Here is a 21,867-nt window from a genome sequence, read left to right on the forward strand (position 1 = left end):
CAATGAGAACCAGTTTAACGCAACTGTGAAAGGGCGCGCTCATGAAATTCTTTGTCGACACCGCCGAGATCGAGGACATTCGTAATCTGGCGAGCACCGGCTTGCTCGACGGGGTGACCACCAATCCATCGCTGATCCACAAATCCGGTCGGGATTTCATGGAAGTAACCAAGGAAATCTGCAGCATCGTCGATGGTCCGGTTTCAGCCGAAGTTGTCGCGCTGGATCATGAAACTATGATGAAAGAGGCCGAAGTGCTGCGCAAGATTGCGGACAATGTCTGTATCAAGGTGCCGCTCACGGTCGATGGGCTGAAAACCTGCAAGGCGCTCACTAGTGAAGGCACAATGGTCAATGTGACCCTGTGCTTTTCCGCCAATCAGGCGCTGCTCGCGGCAAAGGCCGGGGCGACCTTCATCTCGCCATTCGTCGGGCGGCACGATGACAATGGCACTGACGGGATGGACCTGATCCGCGACATCCGGCTGATCTATGACAATTATCTCTATGACACCGAGATCCTCGTCGCCAGCATCCGGCACACGGGCCATGTGCTCGAAAGCGCGCGGATTGGCGCGGATGTCATCACTGCGCCGCCCAAGGTCATTCTCGCGCTGTTCAACCATGTGTTGACGGACAAGGGGATCGAAGGCTTCCTCAAGGATTGGGCAGCGACCGGGCAATCGATATTGTAACATTTGCGAGTCCCCGCGAAGGCGGGGACCTCATGCCGTAAGCAGTGCGTTTGCGGCATGAGGCTCTCGCCGTCGCGGGAGCGCACAAGGGTATTTATGGCTGAAGAATCCCCTCTCGACAGATTTAAACAGGCGCTAACCGGAGCGTCACGGGCGATCGCGCGCGATGCCGAGGTCGAGGTCGCTTGGAGCGCCGATGTGCCTGGCAGCGCGGGCAACCGTTTCCGCGTGCCATTGCCTGGGCGCGATTTGCCGCCTGAGCAGGTTACCGAAGCGCGCGGCTTTGCCGACAGTTTCGCGCTCAAATTGCGGCATCACGATGCAGGCCTCCACGCCTTGGGCGCGCCGCCAGAGCCGGTTGCGCGCGCTTGTTATGATGCGATCGAACAGGTCCGTTATGAGGCCTTGGGTGCGAACCGGTTTGGCGGGATCAGGGCCAATCTCGATTCCGCCACCGAATTGCGCACCGCCGCCGATCCCATCGTGCGCGCGCAGAATTCTTCCGAAGTGCCGCTGCAAACCGCGCTTTCGCTGATGCTGCGCGAACAATTGACGGGGGAGGCGGTGCCGCAAAAGGCGCAGGCCGGGGTTGGTCTGGTGCGCGAATTCATCCTTGAGAAAATCGGCGATGATTTCTCCGCGCTCGGGGATAGCCTGACCGACCAGGAAGCGTTTCAGCGGCTTGCGCTCGATTTGCTGCGTGATCTTGACCTGACCCGCCCCACCGATGCGCCCGACCAGACCGACAATGATGATTCGGACGAGGACGAGGGCGAAGAGGACGATCAGTCCGGCGATGAACAGAACGAAGGCGACGGCGACCCGCAAAGCGCCGAAATTGCCGGCGACATGGCCGAAGGCGACGGCGAAGGTGATGCCGAAAGCGAGCTTTCCGCAGATGAGGATATGCAGGACGGCGAACCGGGTGAAGAAGGCGATGCCTCCAACGCCCCGGTGCGCCCTAACCGCCCGCAGGGTGATATTCCTGAGGGCCTCGATTACAAGGCCTTTACGGAGCGGTTCGACGAAGAGGTTTCCGCGCCCGAACTGTGCGATGCTGAGGAACTGGACCGGCTGCGCGCCTATCTCGACAGCCAGCTGACGGGATTGCAGGGGGTCGTGACCCGGCTCGCCAACCGCCTGCAACGCCGCCTGATGGCACAGCAGAACCGCAGCTGGGATTTCGATCAGGAAGAGGGCGTGCTTGATGCCGCGCGCCTGTCCCGCGTGATCGTCTCGCCCGGCACTGCGCTGACCTACAAGGTCGAACGCGACATTGATTTCAAGGATACGATCGTCACCCTGCTGATCGACAATTCCGGCTCAATGCGCGGACGCCCGATCAGCATCGCCGCGATCAGCGCCGACATCCTTGCGCGCACCTTGGAGCGCTGCGGGGTCAAGACCGAGATCCTCGGCTTCACCACCCGCGCATGGAAGGGCGGGCAGAGCCGCGAGGCGTGGCTGGCCGATGGCAAGCCGCAGGGGCCGGGGCGTCTCAACGATCTGCGCCACATCATCTACAAACAGGCTGATGAGCCGTGGCGCCGCGCGCGCCGCAACCTTGGGCTGATGATGCGCGAAGGGCTGCTGAAAGAGAATATCGATGGAGAGGCTTTGCTGTGGGCGCACAGCCGCTTGATGTATCGCCCCGAGGAACGCCGCATCCTGATGGTGATTTCGGACGGCGCACCGGTGGATGACAGCACCTTGAGCGTCAATTCCGCCGGGTATCTTGAGGCGCATCTGCGCGGCGTGATCCAGTGGATCGAAAGGGTTTCGCCCGTGCAGCTGGTGGCGATCGGGATTGGGCATGATGTGACGCGCTATTATCGCCGCGCGGTGACGATCATGGATGTCGAACAGCTCGGCGGCACGATCATGGAGCAACTGGCGGAGCTGTTCGAGGATGAGAAGGGCAAGGGGCGGTGAAGCGGGACATGGACTTGATCCGCGAGATGCTACTCTGGATGGAGGAGCATGATGACCGGCTAATTTTGCTCAATGAGTTCAAGCTATTTCGAGATAATCGTGAGTTGACCCTCGCACACATCGCGATGCTGAAATCGGCTGAGTTTGTCGTTGAGAACGATCATCGATGCTTGGCTATTACTTGGCAAGGCCATGAATTTCTGGATAAAGTCCGCGATCCCGAAATTTGGAGGAAAACCAAGGAAGGTGCGACCAAGCTGAACTCATGGGGCGTGAAGCTGATCGGAGAAATGGCGAGCGGGTATATCCGCGCTAAAGCAGCGGAGTTAGGCATTCCGTTAGTGTGACGGCACAGACAGCTACCATTGCCCCAATCATACAAAGTATGATATCTGCATACTCATGAGCAAACTCGAACGCATCACCGTCACCATGCCCGCCGAAATGGCTGCCAAGCTGCGCGCGGCGGTAGAGCGCGGCGATTATGCCACCACCAGCGAAGTGGTGCGCGAGGCGTTGCGCGATTGGAGCGACGAGCAGGAGCGGGCCGACCGAGACAACGCCGCGGTGCGCGCGATGCTCGATTCGGCGCGTGCAGGCGGACGTATCCCTGCGGGAGAGGTGTTCGCGCAGGTGCGTGAGCATGTGGCTAAGGTTGCAGGCGAAGAACTGGCCCGGCGCAGCGCGTGAACTTTGCCTTTACTCCGGATGCGCAGGTCGACTTGCTCGACATTGGCGAGACCATTGCGCGCGACAATCCCGAACGCGCTGCCAGCTACGTCGCTGAACTGCTTGATCGCACAGCGCAGATTGCCGGACAGCCAACATTATACCGCATGCGGCCCGAATGGGGCAGTGCAGTGCGCTCGGCGCGCTTTGGCAATTACCTGATCCTGTTTGAAGTTAGCGAAGAAGGCGTCACGATCCTGCGCTACCTTCATGGTCGCCGCGATATCGAAACAATTATGTCCGGAGATGCCGAATGAACGTCACCCAAGCCGTAACCACCCGTCGCTCTGTCCGGCAGTTTCTCGACAAGCCGGTCGGTCTCGAAACCTTGCGCCGCGTGATGGACAAGGCACGCTGGGCGGCATCGGGATGCAATTATCAACCGTGGGAAGCAACCATCCTCACCGGCCAGCCGCTCAAGGACTTGCAGGCAAAACTCACCACCTCTCCGCCGCAAGCCGCCGAATATGACTGGACCGCGCCGGGGCAGGAAGACGCCTATACCGCGCGGCTTCACGGCGTATCGAAGGGCATGTTCGGCGCGCTGGGAATCGCCCGCGACGATAGCGCGGGGCGCATGGCGGCGATGGGGCGCAACACCACCAGCTTTGACGCGCCGGCGGTTATGTTCGTCTATTTCCCGCGCCTGATGAAAGAACCGCAATGGTCCGACACCGGCATGTGGCTGCAGACCGTCGCGTTGCTGCTGCGCGAGGAGGGGCTGGATAGCTGCTTTCAGGAATATATGGCGCTTTATGCCAATGTGATCCGCAACCATCTGGGGCTGGATCACGAACGCTATATGTTCTTTTGCGGTATGGCGATCGGATATCGCGATCCCGATGCCCCGCTCAACAATTTTGAACGCGAGCGGGTGCCACTGGACGAACAGGTGCAGTTCATCGGGTTCTGATTCCCGTCATTGCGAGGAGCGAAGCGACGTGGCAATCCAGAGCGGCGCGCATTTGGCACTGGATTGCCGCGCCTTCGGCTCGGAATGACGAGAGAATTGACGGAATCACACAGTCTGGCCAAAGCACTGCCCCATGACCGAAGCGCCCTTAAAACTGTTCAACTCGCTCACCCGGCAGCTGGAACCATTCGTGCCAGTCCATGATGGGGAAGCGCGCGTCTACACTTGCGGGCCGACGGTCTACAATTACCCGCATATTGGCAATATGCGCGCCTATGTGTTCGCCGATGTGCTGGGGCGCACGCTGTCGTGGAAGGGCTACAAACTCACCCACGTCATCAACATCACCGATGTCGGGCATTTGACCGACGATGCCGACGCGGGCGAGGACAAGATGGAGAAGATGGCTGCGGAGAAAGCGCAGTCGATCTGGGACATCGCGCGGCATTACACCGAGGCATATTGGGCCGATGTAAAGGCGCTCAATATCCGCGAGCCGGCTACATGGTCGATTGCGACCGATTACATCGGCGACATGCTCGAATTCGCGAAGGGTATCGCGGACAAGCATTGTTATGAGCTCGACAGCGGGCTGTATTTCGATGTGTCGAGCGTGGCAGATTACGGGCGGCTCGCGCGCGCTCAAACGGATGATGGCGAAAGCCGAATCGGCGATGTCGAAGGCAAGCGCAACGCCGCCGACTTTGCCATTTGGCGTAAGACTCCGGCGGGCGAGAAGCGCCAGATGGAATGGGACAGCCCATGGGGCAAGGGCGCGCCCGGTTGGCATCTCGAATGTTCGGTGATGGGGGAAAAGCTGCTCGGCTTCCCGTTCGACATCCACACCGGCGGGATCGACCACCGTGAAATCCATCACCCCAATGAAATCGCGCAAAATCAGGCGTTTTGCGGCTGCGGTTCATTGGATGTTGCAAGTCATTCGGGCGCGAAGATCTGGATGCACAACAACTTCCTGGTCGAACGTTCGGGCAAGATGTCGAAGAGCTCGGGTGAGTTCCTGCGGCTGCAATTGATGATCGACAAGGGCTATCACCCACTCGCCTACCGCATGATGTGCCTGCAGGCGCATTACCGCAGCGAGCTGGAGTTTTCGTGGGAAGGGCTGGAAGCGGCGCTGGTGCGGTTGAAGCGGATGGTGATGGGGGTGGAGAGGCTTCGTTCAAAATTCTCACAGCTTCACGAATTTCCGCCACTCGCTGGGTCGGAGGCCAGCTTCTTTCTCGATGAATTCGATGCTGCGATTAGCGACGATTTAAATTCGCCCGAGGCCCTAACGATCTTTGATCGCGTCCTAGCGACACCTGCGATTCCTGACGAATATCGGTGGCCGCTGTTGTTGCATATGGATGAGGTTCTTGGCTTGAACATTAGATGGCTGGATCGCCTTCATCTAAGGCTACGACCGCTTGATGCTCAGCTCCGCACAAATGAAGTTGAAGACAAGGTCTTTGAGCGCGTCAAAGCGCGCGCCGCTAAGGACTTCGCATACTCCGACGCGATCCGCGATGAACTCAGCGCCAAGGGAGTTGAAGTGATGGACGGTGATCCTCTCGGCTGGGATTGGAAGCTGAGCGTATGAGTGATCGCAGGAAGCATTGGCAAACCGTCTATGAAACCAAACCGACCGATCAGGTCAGTTGGTATCAGCCCCTGCCAAGCCCTTCGCTCGACGCGCTCGCACGATTGCAGGCAACTCCCAATCGATCGCTGATCGATATCGGCGGGGGTGCGTCGTCGCTGGCTGCCGAATTGCTGCGCGCGGGATGGAGCGACCTTGCTGTGCTCGATATATCGGACGCGGCGCTTTCCCATGCTCGCGCGGCGTTGGGAGCGGATGCAGGGAACGTCGATTGGATTTGCGCCAACATCACGGCTTGGCACCCCAAGCGCACCTTTGATATCTGGCATGATCGCGCCGTGTTTCATTTTCTGACGGAGCACGCCGAGCGGGCAGTGTATAAATCGGCGCTGCTGGACGGGCTCGCACAGGGCGGGCTGATGCTGATCGCCACCTTTGCCAAGGATGGTCCCGAAAAATGCAGCGGACTGCCGGTTCGGCAATATGGCGCGGATGATCTGACACAGGAATTCGGCGCTAGCCTGAGCTTGATCGAAAGCTGGCGCGAAACCCATCTTACACCTTCGGGTGCAGCGCAGGCCTTCACATGGTGCGCCTTTCGCAAGGAGACGACATGACCACTCGCCTGACAACCCTCGCAATATCCGGCCTCATTCGCCCGCTGCTGGAGCCGCGGCTTCCCGATGACCTCGATGTGCGCTGGTTCATGACGCATGAAGAGGCGTTGGAGGCGGTGAAGGGGGCCGAAATTGGCTGGTTCGATTCCAACAACCCACAGGACATGGTGAAGACCCTGAACGCGGCGACCGATCTGAAATGGCTTAATTCGATCTACGCCGGGCTGGATTTCCTGCCGATGGACGTGCTGATCGAGCGCGGGATCACCGTCACCAACGGTGCGGGCATCAACGCGATCACGATTGCTGAATATGTGGTGATGGGAATGCTGAACATCGCCAAGGGTTACCGCGAGGTGGTGCGCGCGCAGGACCGGCACGAATGGCTGCTCGATTCGCCGGGCAAGCGCGAACTGGCCGGGTCAAAGGCGCTGCTGCTGGGCTATGGCGCAATTGGAAAGCTGATCGAGCCGCGCCTTGCTGCCTTTGATGTGGCGGTCAGCGTGGTGCGGCGCAGCGCCAGGGTCTCTGGGGGCGAAAACACCCTTGGTCCCGATGAATGGCGCGCGCGGCTGGGCGAGTTTGACTGGATCATCCTCGCCGTCCCCGCCACCCCCGAGACCGAGGGTATGATCGGGGCGGATGAGCTGTCCGCGATGAAATCCGACGCCGTGCTCGTCAACATCGCGCGCGGCAGCGTGATCGATCAGGGCGCGCTGGTGGAGGCGCTGGAAAGTAAGCGGATTGGCGGCGCATTTCTGGATGTCACCACGCCCGAACCGCTACCCTCCGATCACAAATTATGGTCGCTTTCCAATGCGCATATCACCATGCATCTATCGGGGCGCGCGCAGGAAAAGATGTTTTATCGCAGCGCCGAACGATTCCTTGAAAATCTGGCAAAATACCGCGCTGGCCAGCCGATTGGGCCGGTTTTCGATCCTCGGCTTGGATATTGATACGGCCAAATCATTCTTGGCCCTTGGATTCTGGCGGATTCCTGCAATACATAACCTAGCGACTTGGCCATCACGGCCCGGTCACATAGGAATTGTAGCGCAAGGGCAATTGGGGTGCAGCCTCCGAAAGGGGGTGTCTTTGCGTGAAAACTGTTTCGGCGGGCGCCGCAATCGCCTGCGCGCAATCATGGGGGGAAATTTCAGATGACCACTACCAAAAAAGCCTCGGACGTTTTTATCGAGTGCCTCGAAGCCGAAGGCTGCGAATATATCTTTGGCGTCCCAGGGGAGGAAAATCTTGATTTCCTCGATTCGCTGGGCCGGTCCAAACAGATCAAACTGATCCTCACCCGCCATGAACAAGGCGCAGGCTTTATGGCCGCAACCTATGGCCGCCACACGGGCAAGACCGGCGTCTGCGTTGCGACGCTGGGGCCAGGCGCAACCAATTTCGTGACCTCCGCTGCCTATGCACAATTGGGCGGGATGCCGGTGCTGATGATTACCGGTCAGAAACCGATCAAGAAATCGAAGCAGGGCCGGTTCCAGATCGTCGATATCGTCCAATTGATGGGGCCGGTCACCAAATATGCGATCCAGATCGCGGCGGGCGACAACATCCCCAGCCGCGTCCGCGAGGCCTATCGTCTGGCCGAGGAAGAAAAGCCTGGCGCGACCCTGATCGAACTGCCCGAGGATATTGCCGAAGAACACGCGACCGATTTCAAGCCGCTGCCAAAGAGCATCGCGCGGCGTCCTTCGGCAGAGTCCAAGGCAGTGCGTGCAGCGGTTGAAGCCATCGAAAAGGCCAAGAGCCCGATCATCGTCATCGGCGCTGGCGCCAACCGCAAAAAGGCGGGCCGGATGCTTGAACAGCTGGTCGAGAAGACCGGCATTCCCTTTCTGACGACGCAGATGGGCAAGGGCGTGATTGATGAACGCCATCCGAAATTCGTAGGCTGCGCTGCGCTGTCGGCGGGCGATTTCGTTCACCGCGCGGTGGAGGCATCGGATTGCATTATCAATGTCGGCCACGATGTGATCGAAAAGCCGCCGTTCTTCATGAAGGACAACGGCGTCACCGTGATCCATGTTTCGACCAAGACGGCAGAGGTCGATCCGGTCTATTTTCCGCAGATCGAAGTGATCGGCGACATCGGCAATGCAATCTGGCAGATCAAGGAAGACATTTCGCCCAACCGCGACTGGAACTTTGACCAGCTGCTTGCCTATCATCAGGCTGAGCTGGATCACACCGCCGGGCTGGCCGCCGATACACGCTTCCCGATTTTCCCGCCGCATCTGGTTCAGCAAGTGCGCGACTGTATGCCGCGCGACGGGATCATCTGCCTTGACAACGGGGTCTACAAGATCTGGTTCGCGCGCGGTTACACCGCTTACCTCCCCAACACCGTGCTGCTCGACAATGCGCTGGCCACGATGGGCGCGGGCCTGCCGAGCGCGATGATGAGCGCGATGCTCTATCCCGAACGCAAGGTGATGGCGGTTTGCGGCGACGGCGGGTTCATGATGAATTCGCAGGAGCTTGAAACGGCGGTGCGTCTGGGGCTGAACCTGACCGTGCTGATCCTGCGCGATGATGCCTATGGCATGATCCGCTGGAAACAGGCGAACATGGGCTTTGAAGATTTCGGCCTGACCTATGGCAACCCTGATTTCGTCAAATATGTCGAAAGCTATGGCGGGCACGGCCACCGGGTCGAATCGTCGTCGCACCTTACCCAGGTGCTCGCGCATTGCCGCGATACGCCGGGGGTCCATTTGATCGATTGCCCGGTCGATTACACGGAGAACGATCAAATCCTGAACCGCGATATCAAGAAACTCAGCGCGGAATTGTGATTGCCACCGACGACCAAAGGACATGACCATGCATGAAGTCGTCAATCCGTTTGACCTTTCAGTGATCGGCAGCGTGCCGACCGCTGATTGGGAAATGGTCGATGAATATCTAGACCGCGCGCAGGCGCTGCACCGGGATCGCTCGCAGTGGAAGAAGCCGCATGAACGCGCGGCCATCCTCCACCGGGCGATGGAGATCATGAAGGAAAGGCGGGACCATCTCGCCTTTCAGGTCGCCAATGAAGGGGGCAAACCGCTGGTCGATGCGCGGGTCGAAGTGGACCGTGCGATCAACGGGATGGAACTGTGCATCCACGAAATCGGGTCGCTGAAAGGCACTGAGATCCCGATGGGGCTGACGGCAGCGGGGGATGGGCGGCTTGCCTGGACCACCCGCGAACCGATTGGCGTGGTGGTTGCGGTCTCGGCCTTTAACCACCCGCTGAACCTGATCGTGCATCAGGTCGCGCCAGCGGTGGCGACCGGATGCCCGGTGATCGTCAAGCCTGCGGCGGATACGCCACTGTCGTGTTTCGAGTTTATCTCGATCCTGCACGAAGCGGGCCTGCCAGAGGATTGGGCCCGCGCGGTTCAGCCTCCCCGCGATGTGTCGGAGCGCATGGTCAGCGACCCGCGCGTCGCTTTCTTCAGCTTTATCGGGTCCGCCGGAGTTGGCTGGTCGCTGCGGTCGAAACTGGCACCGGGCACGCGCTGCGCGCTCGAACATGGCGGCGTGGCTCCGGTGATTGTCGATGCGACTGCGGATATTGACGCCGCCGTGCCCAGCCTGACCAAGGGCGGTTTCTACCATTCGGGTCAGGTCTGTGTATCGGTGCAGCGCGTATTTGCGCATAGCTCAATCATCGGCGATCTTGCTGCGAAGATGACTGAGGCTGCCAAGGCGCTGACCGTGGGCAATGCGGTGCGCGAGGATGTCGACTGCGGCCCATTGATCCGGCCCAAGGAATGCGACCGCGTCGCCGCTTGGGTCGATGAAGCGCGCGAGGGCGGCGCAGAGGTGCTGTGCGGGGGCGAGAAGCTGTCGGACACGACCTACGCTCCCACTCTGCTGCTTAACCCGCCGGTCGATGCCACGATTTCGCGCAACGAAGTGTTCGGCCCGGTGGTGTGCCTCTATTCCTATGACGATGTGGACGCTGCGATTGCGCAGGCCAATTCACTCGACGTGGCGTTTCAGGCGGCGGTGTTCACCAACGATCTGAAAAGCGCGCTGCACACCTATCGCAACATCGACGCATCAGCGGTCATGGTGAACGATCACACAGCCTTCCGCACCGACTGGATGCCCTTCGCCGGGCTGCGCACATCAGGACACGGGGTGGGCGGAATTCCCTACACCTGCCACGAAATGACGATTGAAAAGATGATCGTATTCAAGGGCTGAGACGCATTTCGCCCGCGCATTAACGCGGGCGAAGCGTCAATTCGTAGGGTATAAACAGCAGCACCTCACCTGGGCCTGCGCGCGTCCATTGGACCGGCATGTTCAGCCCGGTGAGTTCGACCGCATAGTCAGGGCCGATCACCTCCGCTTGCCGCTTTGCGTCGCTGGTGATTTCGGCAATGATAGCGTCGCGGTAGCTGTCGGGGCCGACAATCGAAAGCGTGGGGTCGCCCATTTCATCCATCTGAGCCCTTCCGACTTCGGGAACGCCTTCGATAAATGCGCGGATTGCCGCCTGCGCTTCTGCCACCGACTGGCCATCGAGCGGAGCCTTGACCAGAATGTTCACCCTTTGGGCATCGGGTCTGCGGTCGTCCAGCAAATCGACATCCTCAACATTGTCGAGGGAGAGGCGGGTGAGAATATAGCTCCCAGTGGCCAGTTCAATTGCGCCCCGGTCCGCACTGCGGATCGCCGCGCGCAGCATCGCAAGGATCTCTTCGGCGCGTTGCTCGCCGTCACGCGTGTCACCGCGCACGGCCACTTCCTGCACAAGAAAATCGGCCTTGCGCCTCAGGCCGATTGCGGGCTGGTAATCCGAATAATCATCCTGATCGATGCGCGATCCCGTGACGACGATTTCCTGACGGCTCAAATCCTGAGCCACAGCCGCAGTTTCGGCGATCAAGGCGGCGCAAAGTATCAGCAAAAACCTGTGCATCGCGGAATCCTCTCAATATGCCTGCGAATATTGAAACCGCCCGCGACACTTGGTCAAGCGTATTACCGCTCCTCCAAGAGCAACAGCACTGCGGTCACCACCATGCGTTCCTCCGCGCCAAAACGGTGATCGACGGCGCTTATTGTGGCGTCGGCAACCAGATGGCCGGGGATGGTGAATTCGTGATCGGGCAGGTGAGCGATGAAATCTTCGCCCGCCAACACCGCTTCGGCACCGGGAAAATCCAGCATCACTTCGTGGCGTGTGCCGGAAAAGGTGATCGAAGCCCAGGCCCTCTCTTCGTGAGAGAGCAGCTTGGCGCGTCCCTTGGCGAGCATCAACAGCGCCTCTTGCACCCGGTCGGACGTGCTGCGGCGCGGTCGATAGCGGCGCGCTTGCGAACGGGGTGATGGCTGTGCACCGCTGCCGTCGGCGGATTTGGATTCCAATTCGTAAGGCGCATCGGCAAGGTTTGTGTCGTTAAAAAGCATGCGAAAGTTCCTTCATCTCGGAAGTAGAAAATTGCTGGGGCGCAGGAGCAGGCGCGGGGCGCAACGCGGCCTCATATTCGGTCATCCAGCGGCGGATGCGCGCCTCGGTGGATGCGCGCGGCACGCGGCCCATCCGCAGATCCAGCACAAAGCGCGGGTCATTGGCGGCCAATCTGCCGAATTTGGTCGCGGGCATTTCGTGCACGCGCATGAATTTCTCGATCCTGCGAATCAGCATCTCGACTGTCTCCTTTGGCCCCGGAGGGTTTGAAAATCGGGGAGACGCGACCCTGCGACTCGCTCGATGTTCCTTAAATGTTCCAGTCCAAATCCAACTTGTCTAGGAAAAATCTTTCGTGTAGGAAGGATTTATGATTAAGCAGCCAGAAACCTTTGCCGAGGGACCGCGCGCCCGCCTTCTCGAACTGTCGCAGGAACGCGGGGCGAGCCTTGCCAGCCTGTCCGAATTGCTCGGCCGGAATGCGAGCTATCTCCAGCAATTCATTCGCAAAGGGAGTCCGCGAAAGCTGGAGGAGGGGGACCGGCGGATGCTCGCGCAATTCTTCGGCGTGGCGGAGGAGGAACTGGGCGGGAGCGATCCGACGCAGGAAAATTCCTACGCTCAAACCCGTAGGCGGGGTGATTCGGGCGAATGGGTCGATGTCCCCCGGCTCGATATCGGCGCGTCAGCGGGTCCGGGTGCTCTGCCGGAGAGCGAGAAGGCGTTCGACGCCTTTCGCTTCTCGCGCCGCTGGCTCGCGGAGCAGGGGCTGGAAGGCGCGCAATTGTCCGCGATCACGGTCGAGGGCGATTCGATGGAGCCGCTGCTGCGCGATGGCGACGAAATCCTCATTGACCGCCGCCCGCAACCCTTCCGCGACGGGGTGCATGTCGTGCGCCTAGGCGACACATTAATGGTCAAGCGCGTTGCGCAGGCCGGGGCAGGGCGCTTCGCGCTGCTATCGCAAAACCTCGCCTATCCGCCGGTGGAGGTGGCGGCGGAGGAGGTGGCGATTATCGGGCGGGTTGTGTGGAAGGGGGGGCGGGTTTAAGCCGCATTCCTATGACCGACACACCCAAAACGCCTCCGATGAAAGCCGCGATTATTCCGGTAACGCCGCTTCAGCAGAACTGCTCGCTGATCTGGTGCACCAAGACGATGAAGGGCGCGTTGGTCGATCCCGGCGGCGATCTCGATAAGCTGAAGGAGGGCGTCGCTAAATCGGGCGTGACGCTCGAAAAAATCCTCGTCACCCACGGCCATCTCGACCATTGCGGGCAGGCGGGGATGCTGGCGGACGAGCTGGGGCTCGACATCGAAGGCCCGCATGAGGACGACCGCTTCTGGATCGACCAGCTCGATGATGACGGCCCGCGCTGGGGGATGGTAGCGAAAAGCTTCACCCCGACCCGCTGGCTGACGCACGGCGACACGGTCACAGTTGGCGAATTGACATTGGACGTCATCCACTGCCCCGGCCACACCCCCGGCCATGTGGTGTTCTTCCATGAACCCAGCCGCTTCGCCATTGTCGGCGACGTGCTGTTTCAGGGCTCAATCGGGCGCACGGACTTCCCCAAAGGCAATCATCAGGACCTGATCGATTCGATCACGCAGCGCCTCTGGCCCTTGGGTGAGGACGTGATGTTCATCCCCGGCCACGGCGCCACCAGCACCTTTGGCCGCGAACGCCAGACCAACGCATTTGTCAGCGACTACGCGCTTTCCTGATTTTCGCTCCGGCCTCCGCCGGAGCGTCCTCGCTAGACGTGCTCCGCTGCGCTACGCACCCGCTGCGGGCGCGCGGTCGCACTTGCGGCCCGCCTGCTGGCGGGCCGATGGTCGCGATGCACCTTCTTTTCTACATCACCCCCGCAGCCGCCAGCGCCGCCACTATGGCCAGCCCCAGCAGCGTGAGCATCGTCACCAGCGTGCCGATCATGCGTCCGACCTGCAACGATCCGCCGTCCATGCCGAAACCATGCGCTATGCGTCCGATGATATAGGCGGCAGCGACATATTGCAGCCATGGGCCGCCTGCGCCCGCCAATTCGATTGCCGCGATCAGCACCAGCACAAATGGCGTGTTCTCGACGAAGTTGGCCTGCGCGCGCATCCGGCGTTGCAACGGCTCGCTGCCGCCGTCGCCAATGCTGATCCCTGCGGACTGGCGGATCGCGCCGATGCGGATCGACAACCAGATGTTGAGAATCGCAGCAGCGGCGGCGGCGGCGAGTGTTACGGTCAGCACGGTCATTATGGCAGGTCCCCCTTAATTATATTTTGTCGCGCTCTGCTAGGCTTGCGCAGCACCGCTTGCAACGTGCGAATTTTGCGTTATAGCGCCCGCCTTCCGCCACAACCGGCACGGACGCATTCGCATGGGGTCGCCCTTGTGCGTAATGCCGCCTTGCCCTAAGGGCGATTTCGAAACATCCGGCGCGACAATCGCGCAAACACACGTTTTAGTTGAGGAAGTGGCGTAGCCATGGCTGTCCCCAAGAGAAAAGTATCCCCCCACCGCCGCGGCAATCGCCGCTCGCATGACGCGTTGAAAGTCGATGCATTCCAGGAATGTTCGAATTGCGGCGAGTTGAAACGGCCGCACAATCTGTGCTCGGCCTGCGGCTTTTACAACGGCCGCGAAGTGATCGTGCCCAAGGGTATCTGACCCGTTTCTGAGAAAGGACCCCGTGCATGACTTTCCCGCGTATCGCTGTTGATGCGATGGGCGGCGATGAAGGCGTGCGCGTTATGGTCGAAGGCGCGGCAATCGCCCGCCGTCAGCACGAAAAGTTCAAATTCCTGCTGGTCGGCGATCAGCAACGCATTGAACGCGCGCTGGACAATCATCCCGGTATGCGCGGCGCATCCGAAGTCCTGCACTGCGACGATGTCATCAGCGGCGATGAATTGCCAAGCAAGGCGATCCGCCGCGCCAAAACCACCAGCATGGGCCTCGCCGTCAATGCCGTGAAGCAGGGCGATGCCGGGGCCGCGGTCAGCGCGGGCAACACCGGTGCGCTGATGGCGATGAGCAAGATTGCGCTGCGCACCATGCCGGGCATTGATCGCCCCGCGCTCGCCGCGCTGTTGCCAACGCTTGAGCCGCATCACGTGGTGATGCTCGATCTGGGTGCCAACACCGAAGCAGACGCGCGCAATCTGGTGCAATTCGCGGTGATGGGTGCGGCATATTCGCGGATAGTCAACGGGTTTGACCGTCCCAAGGTGCGCTTGCTCAATATCGGCACTGAAGAGATCAAGGGCACCGATGCGCTGCGCGATGCCGCCGCGCGGTTGTCAGCGGCCCAGGGGCTTGAGCTGGAATTCGATGGCTTTGTCGAATCGGACAAAATCAATCGCGGCGAAACCCATGTCGTCGTCACCGATGGGTTTTCCGGGAACATCGCGCTCAAGGCGATCGAAGGTTCGGCGCGGTTCGTCACCGATCTCCTGAAACAGGCATTCACCAGCTCGCTGCGGTCAAAGGTTGGGTTTCTGGTTTCCAAACCCGCGACCGAGCTGCTTCGCCATCATCTCGACCCGAACAATTACAACGGCGCGGTGTTTCTTGGCCTGAACGGCGTCGTGGTCAAAAGCCATGGCAGCGCCACGGCAAAGGGCGTCGCCAATGCGGTCGCGGTGGCCGCACGGCTGCTGGAGGATAAGCTGACGCAGCGGATCGCGCTGGATCTCGCGCAGCTTGGCGAAGGCGCGCTGCGGGTTGGCGGACAGGCTGGTGGCAATGGCGCAAATGCAGACGCCGAGCCGGATTCTGCGTCCGATCCCGCCGAATGCGGAGCGGCTGCGTGACAGGTTCCAGATTGCTGGGGTCTGGTTCCGCGCTGCCCGCGCGCGTGCTGACCAATGCTGATCTAGCCGAACAAATTGACACCTCTGATGAATGGATCGTCGAACGCACTGGCATCCGCCAAAGGCATATTGCGGGCGAGGGGGAGACAACGTCGACGCTGGCGACCGCTGCGGCGCGCGCGGCGCTGGCTGATGCGGGGCTGGAGCAGGGCGATATTGACCTGATCGTGCTCGCCACCGCGACACCCGACAACACTTTCCCCGCAACCGCGACCAAGGTGCAGCATGCGCTGGGCTGCAACGGCTGCATCGCCTTTGATGTCGCGGCGGTGTGCTCGGGCTTTCTCTATGCATTGACGACAGCCGATTCGCTGCTGACCACTGGGGCCGCAAAGCGCGCTCTGGTGATCGGAGCAGAGACTTTCAGCCGGATTCTCGATTGGGAGGACCGCACCACCTGCGTTCTGTTCGGTGACGGGGCTGGGGCGGTCGTGCTCGCAGCACCCGATGCCGCCAATCCCGTCGCGGGCGGCGGACCCGGCGTTATCGCCAGCCGGCTGCATGCCGACGGATCATGTCACGATCTGCTGTATGTCGACGGCGGGCCGTCAACCACGCAAACCGTCGGTCATTTGCGCATGAAGGGCCGCGAGGTGTTCCGCCATGCTGTGGTAAACCTTGCCAATGTCCTTGGCGAAGTGATTGAAGATGCTGGAATTTCTGCCGAGGATATCGACTGGGTCGTGCCTCATCAGGCGAACAAGCGGATCCTTGATGCGACTGCGAAGAAACTGGGCATCCCGGCGGAAAAAGTGATCGTGACGGTGGATATTCACGCCAACACTTCGGCGGCTTCGGTCCCGCTGGCGTTTGACACCGCCCGCCGCGATGGCCGGATCAAGAACGGCGATCTGGTGATGTTTGAAGCAATGGGCGGCGGCTTCACTTGGGGTGCCAGCCTGATCCGAATTTGACCGCCTGGTCGGCGGCGTGGGAAAAAGCGGCTGCGACGGCTGCCCAACGTTGCAAAATATTCAATTTTCAATACTATCAGCGGTAATGAAGTGGGGCGCGCCACAGAGGGAGATATGCGGATGATGCGTTCAGTTGGTACGCTGACCCGAGCCGATCTGGCCGAGACAATCAATCGTAAGATGGGTTTCAGCCGGGCTGAATCGCTCGATCTCGTGGAAGCGATCCTCGACAAGATGACCGCCGGTCTCGAACGGGGCGAAAACGTCAAGATCTCCGGTTTCGGCAGTTTCGTTTTGCGCGACAAGAATGAGCGTGTGGGCCGCAATCCCAAGACCGGCATCGAAGTGCCGATCACGCCCCGCCGGGTGCTGACATTCCGCGCGAGCCAGCTGCTTAAAGAGCAGATCGCAAAAGGCTGAACGGGTAAGGCACGCGCATGGCCGAGTTTGACGATGGCAAGGATGACGGCGCGCTCCGTACGATTGGCGAGGTGAGCGAGGGTCTGGGCATCAAGCCGCATGTGCTGCGATACTGGGAACAGCAATTCACCTTGCTCAAACCGCTGAAACGCAGCGGCGGCAGACGCTATTACCGGCCCGCCGATGTCGCCATGGTCGAGGCGATCAACCGACTGGTCCACGAAGAGGGCTACACGCTGAAAGGCGCAGAGGCGGTGCTGCGTTCAAGCGGCGCTTCGGACCTCGACCGGCGGCAAGAGGACCGGCGTATGGGCGACCGCCGCGCCGATGGCGGCGAAGTCTTTGCCCGGCGCGCAGCCGATGCCGGACCGGTGGAATCGCCCAAACCCGATTATTCGGAAACGATCGCGAAGCTCAAAGGGCTGCGCGCTCGGCTGGCCAAGGCGATCGAGGCTTAGCGTCAAAGCAGTGGCCATGTTCGGTTTCGGCAAACGCAAGCGCGTTCGCATCACTTCTTTCTCCGAGAAGGACGCACGCCGGTTTCACGACTTCCTGTGCGACGGCGTGATCGCCGAGCATATCGGCGACTTCGCAGCGCTGCGTGAGATCCACGCCGAACTGCAGGCAGTGCGTCCTCAAGAATGTGTGCTGGCGACCCTCGATAACCCGTGGCAGGCGGTCTACACCATGTTTCACACGATCGGGAAACACCGGCTCGACGACACCCGGGGGCATGACCTGTCGGCGCTTGGCCCGGAATGTTTCGAGGACGGTGAGCATCTCGGCCACCTCAGCACCTTGGCAGAATTTCCCATCCGGCTCACAAACCTGCAAGCGCGCGCAGCCGAGCTAACCCTCGAGGATGCCTGCGGTGTGCTGCAATGGAAGACCGGTGCAATGGACGGGCAGCTCGATCCGATTGCAGTCATGTCCGATCCTGACGCGGCGCTGCGGATCGCCAATGATCGCGAGGTCCATTTCCAGTTCGTGCCGGTCGCGACCGCGTCGGATGCGCTCGCGGCGCTTCCGAACGGCTATTTCATGGGCAGCCTTGATCCGATGCAGTCCTATGCGCTCGCGCGTCATCTCGAACGGCGGCACGCAATGGCGCTGATCGGAGTGGGATCGCGCTTTTTCGGATATGCACGCTCGATCGCTCTTACCAATGACGAGGCACACGTACTGGCCCGCGACCTCGTGAAGCTGCATGAGAATGCGCCGGACGATGCGGAGCAGCGCCTTGCCGCAGCGCTGGTGGGCAAGGACTGGCTCCTGCTGCGCTTCACCGAAGTCTGAAGAGCGCCTACTCCGCCGCCATCAGCGCGGCTTCGCCCAGATCGACGCTGACGAGCCGCGAGACGCCTTTTTCGGCCATGGTTACTCCGAACAATCGGTGCATTCGGCTCATGGTCACGGCGTTGTGGGTGACGATCAGGTAACGGGTCCGGGTGGTCTGGACCATCGAATCGAGCAGGTCGCAGAACCGTTCGACGTTGGCGTCATCGAGCGGCGCGTCGACCTCGTCGAGCACGCAGATCGGCGCGGGGTTGGTCAGGAATAGCCCAAATATCAACGCCGTCGCCGTCAACGCCTGCTCTCCGCCGGAAAGAAGTGAAAGCGATTGCAGACGCTTACCGGGCGGCTGGGCGTAGATCTCCAGTCCCGCCTCAAGCGGATCGTCCGAATCGATCAGCGCCAGATGCGCGCTTCCGCCCTGAAACAGCCGGGAAAAGAGCACCCGAAAATGCCCGTCCACTTCTTCGAAAGCTGCCCGCAGCCGTTCGCGGCCCTCGCGGTTGAGGTTGCCGATTGAACCGCGCAGCCGCGCGATCGCTTCGGTCAATTCGGCCTGCTCGCTGGCACTGGTGCCGTGTTCTTCCTCAATCCGCGCGAGCTCTTCGGCGGCGACCAGATTGACCGGCCCAATCCGTTCGCGGCTGGCGGTGAGGCGGTCCATTTCTTCCGATTCGTCACTGGCGGGCCGCACCGCGTCCTCGTTGAACCCAAACCGTTCGGCCAAGAGCGGGGGTGGGCATTGAAACCGCTCGCCCGACACGCGCGCAAATTCGCTGCGGCGCGATTCCTGATTTTCCGCGCGTGCCGCCAATGTTGCCCGGCCTTCGCGCGCAACCGACAGTTTTTCCTGCGCCTCGGCCAGAGCGCGGTCGGCGGTGCTCACCGCGCTCGCACACAAATCCATCGCCGATTGTGCCGCTTCAAGCTCGCGCGTCAGCCGCTCGCGCACCGCATCGCCTTGTTCGATCTCGGCCATCAGCGCGGCGGGCTTGGCGGCAATGACGCTGCGCTCTTCTTCGATTTCTTCGAGCCGCCGTCCGGCCTCGGCAACGCGCGCCGCCGCTTCGCCAGAACGGGATTTCCAATTGGCATAATCAGCCCGCTGCGCCGCCAGTCTTTCACGCGCGACGGCAATGCCCTGATCCTGCGCGGCGAGCTGCGCCAGCGCCGATTGCACCGCCGATTTCGCAGCTTCGTGCCGCGCCCGCGCCGCCTCCAGTGCCGCGCGTCCGGCATCGGGCGGGGGCAGCGCCGCGCGCGCTTCGGTCGTGGCGGAAAGGTCGTTTTCGGCGGCGCGCAATTGCTCTTCGAGTTCGGCTGACGATGCCGCCAGCTCCTCCATTCGCGCCGCGACCCGGTCCTTAGCTGCCTCAGCCTGATCGAGCCTGCGCAGCGCGGCGCGTTCGGCCTCGGCAGCGGCGGCGATGCCGCGTTCCTGCGCAACCAACGCGGCCTGGAGCGCTGCCAGTTCTTCACGCGCGGTGCGTTCCTGCGTTTCGGCAAGCAGCGCCGCGCTCCGCAGATCGGGGATTTGCATTTCAAGTTCGGCAAGGCGGTTGGCTGCCTCCAGCTGGGCGGCCTCGGCCGAGCCTTCGCCGCGCGCAACGAATCCGTCCCAGCGGCGCAGATGGCCGCCAAGCGTGACCAGCCATTCGCCGGGGCCGAGCACGCGGCCATCATCGGCATTAGCGCAGTGGACCAGCGCTAGCCGTGCTTGCAATTCCGGGGGGCAATCGCGGACATGATCGAGCAGGCTGTCGGCCACTTGCGCGGGCGCAGTGCTGCCGGTCCAGAAACGGCCATCGCTGGCCTCTGGCGGCGCGCCCAAGGGTGACTTTGCATCGCGCCCCAGGACCGCGGCGATGGCGCGTTCATACCCTTTGGCGACGCTGACCTTGTCGAGCGCTGCGGGCAGACCTTCGCGGCCCTTGGTGCGTTTGTCCCGCGCGTCACGGTCACGGGTCAGTGCGGTGTATTCACGCTCCACCCCGGCAAGCTCTGCCCTTGCCGCAGCCAGCGCCGCACCGGTTTCATCGCGGGCGGTTTGCAATTCGCGCTTTCGCGCTTGCTCTGTGTCAAAGCGGGCGCGCAGCCGGGCGGTCTCGCTTGCGGCTTCTTCCGCAGCCTCACGCGCCGCGATAACTGCGTGATCTGGATCGTCTCCCCCCGCCAGTTCGGCGCGCGCCGCTGTGATCCGGTCGCGCTCGCGGGTGATTCTTGCGAGCCGTGCCTGCGCCTGTTCGATGGCCGCTTCGGCGACGCGCCATTCGGCTTCGACCCCGGCATGGTCGGCGGTCGCCTTGGCCAGCGCCAGTTCGGCGGAGCGGCTGGCGCGGTCAGCATTATCGGAGGCCTCCGCCAAAGCCGGTCGCTGCGCTTCGGCATCGCTGAGCGACTGCCGCGAGGTTTCAAGGTCGCGTTCCAGCTTGGCTAAGGCACCGGCGGCATCGCTGGTCAGGCGGTCGGCTGTCTGACGGTCTTCCTCCAGCCGGGAGCGTTGGCGTTCAAGATCCGCGAGCCGCGTTTCGGCGGCCTCCAACTTTTCCGAAAGCGCCGCCATGCGGTGGCCATGCGCGCTTGCATCATCGCGCCGGTCGGCCAGTTCGTCGCGCGCGCTGGCGATCCGGGCGGCGGCTTCGGCTTGCGCCTTTTGCGCGGTGTCGGCGTCGCGCTTGGCCGCATCCACCTGCGCATTGGCGGTCTCAGCGGCGGCGCGCGCTTCCTTGGCGGCGGCGGCGGCATCGCGCCACCGGGCAAACAGCAACCGCGCCTCGGCATGCTGAATTTCCTGCGACAGCTTGGTATAACGCTCCGCCTGCTTGGCCTGCCGCCGCAGCGCGGTCATCTGAGCATCGAGCCCAGCCATCAAATCTTCGAGCCGTTCGAGGTTCTTTTCCGCGGCGCGCAATTTGCTCTCGGCATCCTTGCGCCGCACATGCAGTCCGGCGATCCCGGCGGCTTCTTCCAGCATCATGCGGCGTTCGGCGGGTTTTGCCGCGATCACTTGCGCAATCTTGCCCTGCGACACCAGCGCGGGCGAATGCGCGCCAGTTGCGGCATCGGCAAAGGTCAGCGCGACGTCTTTGGCGCGCACATCATTGCCATTGACCCGGTATGCGCTGCCCGCACCGCGTTCGATTCGGCGGGTGACGATCAGTTCCTCTCCCTCGCCATCGGCGGCGTGCAGAACCACTTCGGCAAAGGCGCGCGCGGGCCGTGTGTCGGTCCCGGCAAAGATCACATCTTCCATCCCGCCCGACCGCATCGATTTGGCCGAGGTTTCCCCCATGACCCATCGGATCGCCTCAAGCAGGTTGGATTTGCCGCAGCCATTGGGGCCAACAATCCCTGTCAGCCCCGGTTCGATGCGCAGTTCAGCCGGCTCTACAAAGCTTTTGAAGCCGGAAAGTTTGAGGCGGCTGATTTGCATGCGGT

24 protein-coding genes are annotated in these 21,867 nt (G+C 61.6%); 19 read left to right on the plus strand and 5 right to left on the minus strand.

Annotation, left to right across the window (positions count from 1 at the left end):
- Positions 1–41 precede the first annotated feature (41 nt).
- From fsa to ACM64M_RS11745, 11 genes are all read left to right on the plus strand, one after another.
- The gene (fsa, locus tag ACM64M_RS11695) at positions 42–695 is read left to right on the plus strand and encodes a fructose-6-phosphate aldolase (RefSeq protein ID WP_416228874.1); all 654 of its coding nucleotides are present in this window, start codon (positions 42–44) and stop codon (positions 693–695) included.
- Positions 696–791: 96 nt separating this feature from the next.
- The gene (gene cobT, locus ACM64M_RS11700; RefSeq protein WP_416228875.1) at positions 792–2,627 is read left to right on the plus strand and encodes a cobaltochelatase subunit CobT; all 1,836 of its coding nucleotides are present in this window, start codon (positions 792–794) and stop codon (positions 2,625–2,627) included.
- Positions 2,628–2,635: 8 nt separating this feature from the next.
- Entirely contained in the window at positions 2,636–2,974 is a 339-nt protein-coding gene (locus ACM64M_RS11705; protein ID WP_416228876.1) for a DUF2513 domain-containing protein, read from the plus strand.
- Between the two features lie 55 nt (positions 2,975–3,029).
- A complete protein-coding gene (locus ACM64M_RS11710; protein WP_416228877.1) occupies positions 3,030–3,317 on the plus strand; it encodes a ribbon-helix-helix domain-containing protein in 288 nt (95 codons plus the stop codon).
- Entirely contained in the window at positions 3,314–3,613 is a 300-nt protein-coding gene (locus ACM64M_RS11715; protein ID WP_416228878.1) for a type II toxin-antitoxin system RelE/ParE family toxin, read from the plus strand. The genes ACM64M_RS11710 and ACM64M_RS11715 overlap by 4 nt, the downstream gene beginning before the upstream one ends.
- Positions 3,610–4,269, plus strand: a complete 660-nt coding sequence (locus tag ACM64M_RS11720; protein ID WP_416228879.1) for a nitroreductase — start codon at positions 3,610–3,612, stop codon at positions 4,267–4,269. Before ACM64M_RS11715 ends, ACM64M_RS11720 begins: the two co-directional genes overlap by 4 nt.
- Before the next feature lie 133 nt (positions 4,270–4,402).
- Positions 4,403–5,869, plus strand: coding sequence for a cysteine--tRNA ligase (cysS, locus tag ACM64M_RS11725; protein ID WP_416228880.1), 1,467 nt, complete (start codon positions 4,403–4,405; stop codon positions 5,867–5,869).
- Entirely contained in the window at positions 5,866–6,486 is a 621-nt protein-coding gene (locus tag ACM64M_RS11730) for a class I SAM-dependent methyltransferase (RefSeq protein ID WP_416228881.1), read from the plus strand. The genes cysS and ACM64M_RS11730 overlap by 4 nt, the downstream gene beginning before the upstream one ends.
- Positions 6,483–7,445: a D-2-hydroxyacid dehydrogenase gene (locus tag ACM64M_RS11735; protein WP_416228882.1), complete on the plus strand. Its 963-nt coding sequence runs from the start codon at positions 6,483–6,485 to the stop codon at positions 7,443–7,445. The genes ACM64M_RS11730 and ACM64M_RS11735 overlap by 4 nt, the downstream gene beginning before the upstream one ends.
- A 204-nt stretch (positions 7,446–7,649) precedes the next feature.
- Positions 7,650–9,308 carry an acetolactate synthase large subunit gene (locus tag ACM64M_RS11740; protein WP_416228883.1) on the plus strand — a complete coding sequence of 553 codons (1,659 nt, stop codon included), beginning with the start codon at positions 7,650–7,652 and terminating at the stop codon, positions 9,306–9,308.
- Between the two features lie 22 nt (positions 9,309–9,330).
- Entirely contained in the window at positions 9,331–10,713 is a 1,383-nt protein-coding gene (locus ACM64M_RS11745; protein WP_416228884.1) for an aldehyde dehydrogenase family protein, read from the plus strand.
- A gap of 19 nt (positions 10,714–10,732) precedes the next feature.
- Here ACM64M_RS11745 and ACM64M_RS11750 read toward each other — a convergent pair whose 3' ends face one another.
- The 3 genes from ACM64M_RS11750 to ACM64M_RS11760 all read right to left on the minus strand — a co-directional run bounded on the left by ACM64M_RS11750 (position 10,733) and on the right by ACM64M_RS11760 (position 12,163).
- Positions 10,733–11,434 carry a TonB-dependent receptor gene (locus ACM64M_RS11750; protein ID WP_416228885.1) on the minus strand — a complete coding sequence of 234 codons (702 nt, stop codon included), beginning with the start codon at positions 11,432–11,434 and terminating at the stop codon, positions 10,733–10,735.
- A 62-nt stretch (positions 11,435–11,496) separates the two neighbouring features.
- Positions 11,497–11,925 (minus strand): hypothetical protein, encoded by a 429-nt coding sequence (locus ACM64M_RS11755; protein WP_416228886.1) that lies wholly within the window; start codon positions 11,923–11,925, stop codon positions 11,497–11,499.
- Positions 11,915–12,163 (minus strand): hypothetical protein, encoded by a 249-nt coding sequence (locus tag ACM64M_RS11760; RefSeq protein WP_416228887.1) that lies wholly within the window; start codon positions 12,161–12,163, stop codon positions 11,915–11,917. Before ACM64M_RS11760 ends, ACM64M_RS11755 begins: the two co-directional genes overlap by 11 nt.
- 133 nt (positions 12,164–12,296) lie before the next feature.
- Here ACM64M_RS11760 and ACM64M_RS11765 point away from each other — a divergent pair, with 133 nt between their 5' ends.
- Both ACM64M_RS11765 and ACM64M_RS11770 read left to right on the plus strand, forming a co-directional pair.
- Positions 12,297–12,977: a S24 family peptidase gene (locus ACM64M_RS11765; protein WP_416228888.1), complete on the plus strand. Its 681-nt coding sequence runs from the start codon at positions 12,297–12,299 to the stop codon at positions 12,975–12,977.
- An 11-nt stretch (positions 12,978–12,988) separates the two neighbouring features.
- The gene (locus ACM64M_RS11770) at positions 12,989–13,657 is read left to right on the plus strand and encodes an MBL fold metallo-hydrolase (protein ID WP_416228889.1); all 669 of its coding nucleotides are present in this window, start codon (positions 12,989–12,991) and stop codon (positions 13,655–13,657) included.
- A 130-nt stretch (positions 13,658–13,787) separates the two neighbouring features.
- Here the strand turns inward: ACM64M_RS11770 and ACM64M_RS11775 are convergent, their stop codons facing one another.
- Positions 13,788–14,183, minus strand: a complete 396-nt coding sequence (locus ACM64M_RS11775) for an MAPEG family protein (RefSeq protein ID WP_416228890.1) — start codon at positions 14,181–14,183, stop codon at positions 13,788–13,790.
- A gap of 231 nt (positions 14,184–14,414) precedes the next feature.
- On the opposite strand from ACM64M_RS11775, the gene rpmF reads away from it, so the two are divergent.
- The 6 genes from rpmF to ACM64M_RS11805 all read left to right on the plus strand — a co-directional run bounded on the left by rpmF (position 14,415) and on the right by ACM64M_RS11805 (position 18,432).
- Positions 14,415–14,597, plus strand: coding sequence for a 50S ribosomal protein L32 (gene rpmF, locus ACM64M_RS11780; protein ID WP_416228891.1), 183 nt, complete (start codon positions 14,415–14,417; stop codon positions 14,595–14,597).
- 26 nt (positions 14,598–14,623) lie between these two features.
- Positions 14,624–15,742 carry a phosphate acyltransferase PlsX gene (plsX, locus tag ACM64M_RS11785; RefSeq protein WP_416228892.1) on the plus strand — a complete coding sequence of 373 codons (1,119 nt, stop codon included), beginning with the start codon at positions 14,624–14,626 and terminating at the stop codon, positions 15,740–15,742.
- Positions 15,724–16,716 (plus strand): beta-ketoacyl-ACP synthase III, encoded by a 993-nt coding sequence (locus ACM64M_RS11790; RefSeq protein ID WP_416228893.1) that lies wholly within the window; start codon positions 15,724–15,726, stop codon positions 16,714–16,716. Before plsX ends, ACM64M_RS11790 begins: the two co-directional genes overlap by 19 nt.
- A gap of 114 nt (positions 16,717–16,830) precedes the next feature.
- On the plus strand, positions 16,831–17,136 hold the full coding sequence (locus tag ACM64M_RS11795) for an integration host factor subunit alpha (protein ID WP_416228894.1): 306 nt from the start codon (positions 16,831–16,833) through the stop codon (positions 17,134–17,136).
- 17 nt (positions 17,137–17,153) lie between these two features.
- Entirely contained in the window at positions 17,154–17,594 is a 441-nt protein-coding gene (locus ACM64M_RS11800; RefSeq protein ID WP_416228895.1) for a MerR family transcriptional regulator, read from the plus strand.
- 16 nt (positions 17,595–17,610) lie between these two features.
- The gene (locus tag ACM64M_RS11805) at positions 17,611–18,432 is read left to right on the plus strand and encodes a hypothetical protein (protein ID WP_416228896.1); all 822 of its coding nucleotides are present in this window, start codon (positions 17,611–17,613) and stop codon (positions 18,430–18,432) included.
- Between the two features lie 7 nt (positions 18,433–18,439).
- Here ACM64M_RS11805 and ACM64M_RS11810 read toward each other — a convergent pair whose 3' ends face one another.
- Positions 18,440–21,862 carry a chromosome segregation SMC family protein gene (locus ACM64M_RS11810; RefSeq protein ID WP_416228897.1) on the minus strand — a complete coding sequence of 1,141 codons (3,423 nt, stop codon included), beginning with the start codon at positions 21,860–21,862 and terminating at the stop codon, positions 18,440–18,442.
- Positions 21,863–21,867 lie beyond the last annotated feature (5 nt).

It is taken from the genome of Qipengyuania sp. ASV99, assembly GCF_047872805.1.
Taxonomy (GTDB): Bacteria; Pseudomonadota; Alphaproteobacteria; order Sphingomonadales; family Sphingomonadaceae; genus Erythrobacter.

Coding starts and splice junctions, on each gene's coding strand:
- fsa (WP_416228874.1), top strand. CDS start 42: ATGAAATTCTTTGTCGACACCGCCGAGATCGAGGACATTCGTAATCTG.
- cobT (WP_416228875.1), top strand. CDS start 792: ATGGCTGAAGAATCCCCTCTCGACAGATTTAAACAGGCGCTAACCGGA.
- ACM64M_RS11705 (WP_416228876.1), top strand. CDS start 2,636: ATGGACTTGATCCGCGAGATGCTACTCTGGATGGAGGAGCATGATGAC.
- ACM64M_RS11710 (WP_416228877.1), top strand. CDS start 3,030: ATGAGCAAACTCGAACGCATCACCGTCACCATGCCCGCCGAAATGGCT.
- ACM64M_RS11720 (WP_416228879.1), top strand. CDS start 3,610: ATGAACGTCACCCAAGCCGTAACCACCCGTCGCTCTGTCCGGCAGTTT.
- cysS (WP_416228880.1), top strand. CDS start 4,403: ATGACCGAAGCGCCCTTAAAACTGTTCAACTCGCTCACCCGGCAGCTG.
- ACM64M_RS11730 (WP_416228881.1), top strand. CDS start 5,866: ATGAGTGATCGCAGGAAGCATTGGCAAACCGTCTATGAAACCAAACCG.
- ACM64M_RS11735 (WP_416228882.1), top strand. CDS start 6,483: ATGACCACTCGCCTGACAACCCTCGCAATATCCGGCCTCATTCGCCCG.
- ACM64M_RS11740 (WP_416228883.1), top strand. CDS start 7,650: ATGACCACTACCAAAAAAGCCTCGGACGTTTTTATCGAGTGCCTCGAA.
- ACM64M_RS11745 (WP_416228884.1), top strand. CDS start 9,331: ATGACCATGCATGAAGTCGTCAATCCGTTTGACCTTTCAGTGATCGGC.
- ACM64M_RS11750 (WP_416228885.1), bottom strand. CDS start 11,434: ATGCACAGGTTTTTGCTGATACTTTGCGCCGCCTTGATCGCCGAAACT.
- ACM64M_RS11755 (WP_416228886.1), bottom strand. CDS start 11,925: ATGCTTTTTAACGACACAAACCTTGCCGATGCGCCTTACGAATTGGAA.
- ACM64M_RS11760 (WP_416228887.1), bottom strand. CDS start 12,163: ATGCTGATTCGCAGGATCGAGAAATTCATGCGCGTGCACGAAATGCCC.
- ACM64M_RS11765 (WP_416228888.1), top strand. CDS start 12,297: ATGATTAAGCAGCCAGAAACCTTTGCCGAGGGACCGCGCGCCCGCCTT.
- ACM64M_RS11770 (WP_416228889.1), top strand. CDS start 12,989: ATGACCGACACACCCAAAACGCCTCCGATGAAAGCCGCGATTATTCCG.
- ACM64M_RS11775 (WP_416228890.1), bottom strand. CDS start 14,183: ATGACCGTGCTGACCGTAACACTCGCCGCCGCCGCCGCTGCTGCGATT.
- rpmF (WP_416228891.1), top strand. CDS start 14,415: ATGGCTGTCCCCAAGAGAAAAGTATCCCCCCACCGCCGCGGCAATCGC.
- plsX (WP_416228892.1), top strand. CDS start 14,624: ATGACTTTCCCGCGTATCGCTGTTGATGCGATGGGCGGCGATGAAGGC.
- ACM64M_RS11790 (WP_416228893.1), top strand. CDS start 15,724: ATGCGGAGCGGCTGCGTGACAGGTTCCAGATTGCTGGGGTCTGGTTCC.
- ACM64M_RS11795 (WP_416228894.1), top strand. CDS start 16,831: ATGCGGATGATGCGTTCAGTTGGTACGCTGACCCGAGCCGATCTGGCC.
- ACM64M_RS11800 (WP_416228895.1), top strand. CDS start 17,154: ATGGCCGAGTTTGACGATGGCAAGGATGACGGCGCGCTCCGTACGATT.
- ACM64M_RS11805 (WP_416228896.1), top strand. CDS start 17,611: ATGTTCGGTTTCGGCAAACGCAAGCGCGTTCGCATCACTTCTTTCTCC.
- ACM64M_RS11810 (WP_416228897.1), bottom strand. CDS start 21,862: ATGCAAATCAGCCGCCTCAAACTTTCCGGCTTCAAAAGCTTTGTAGAG.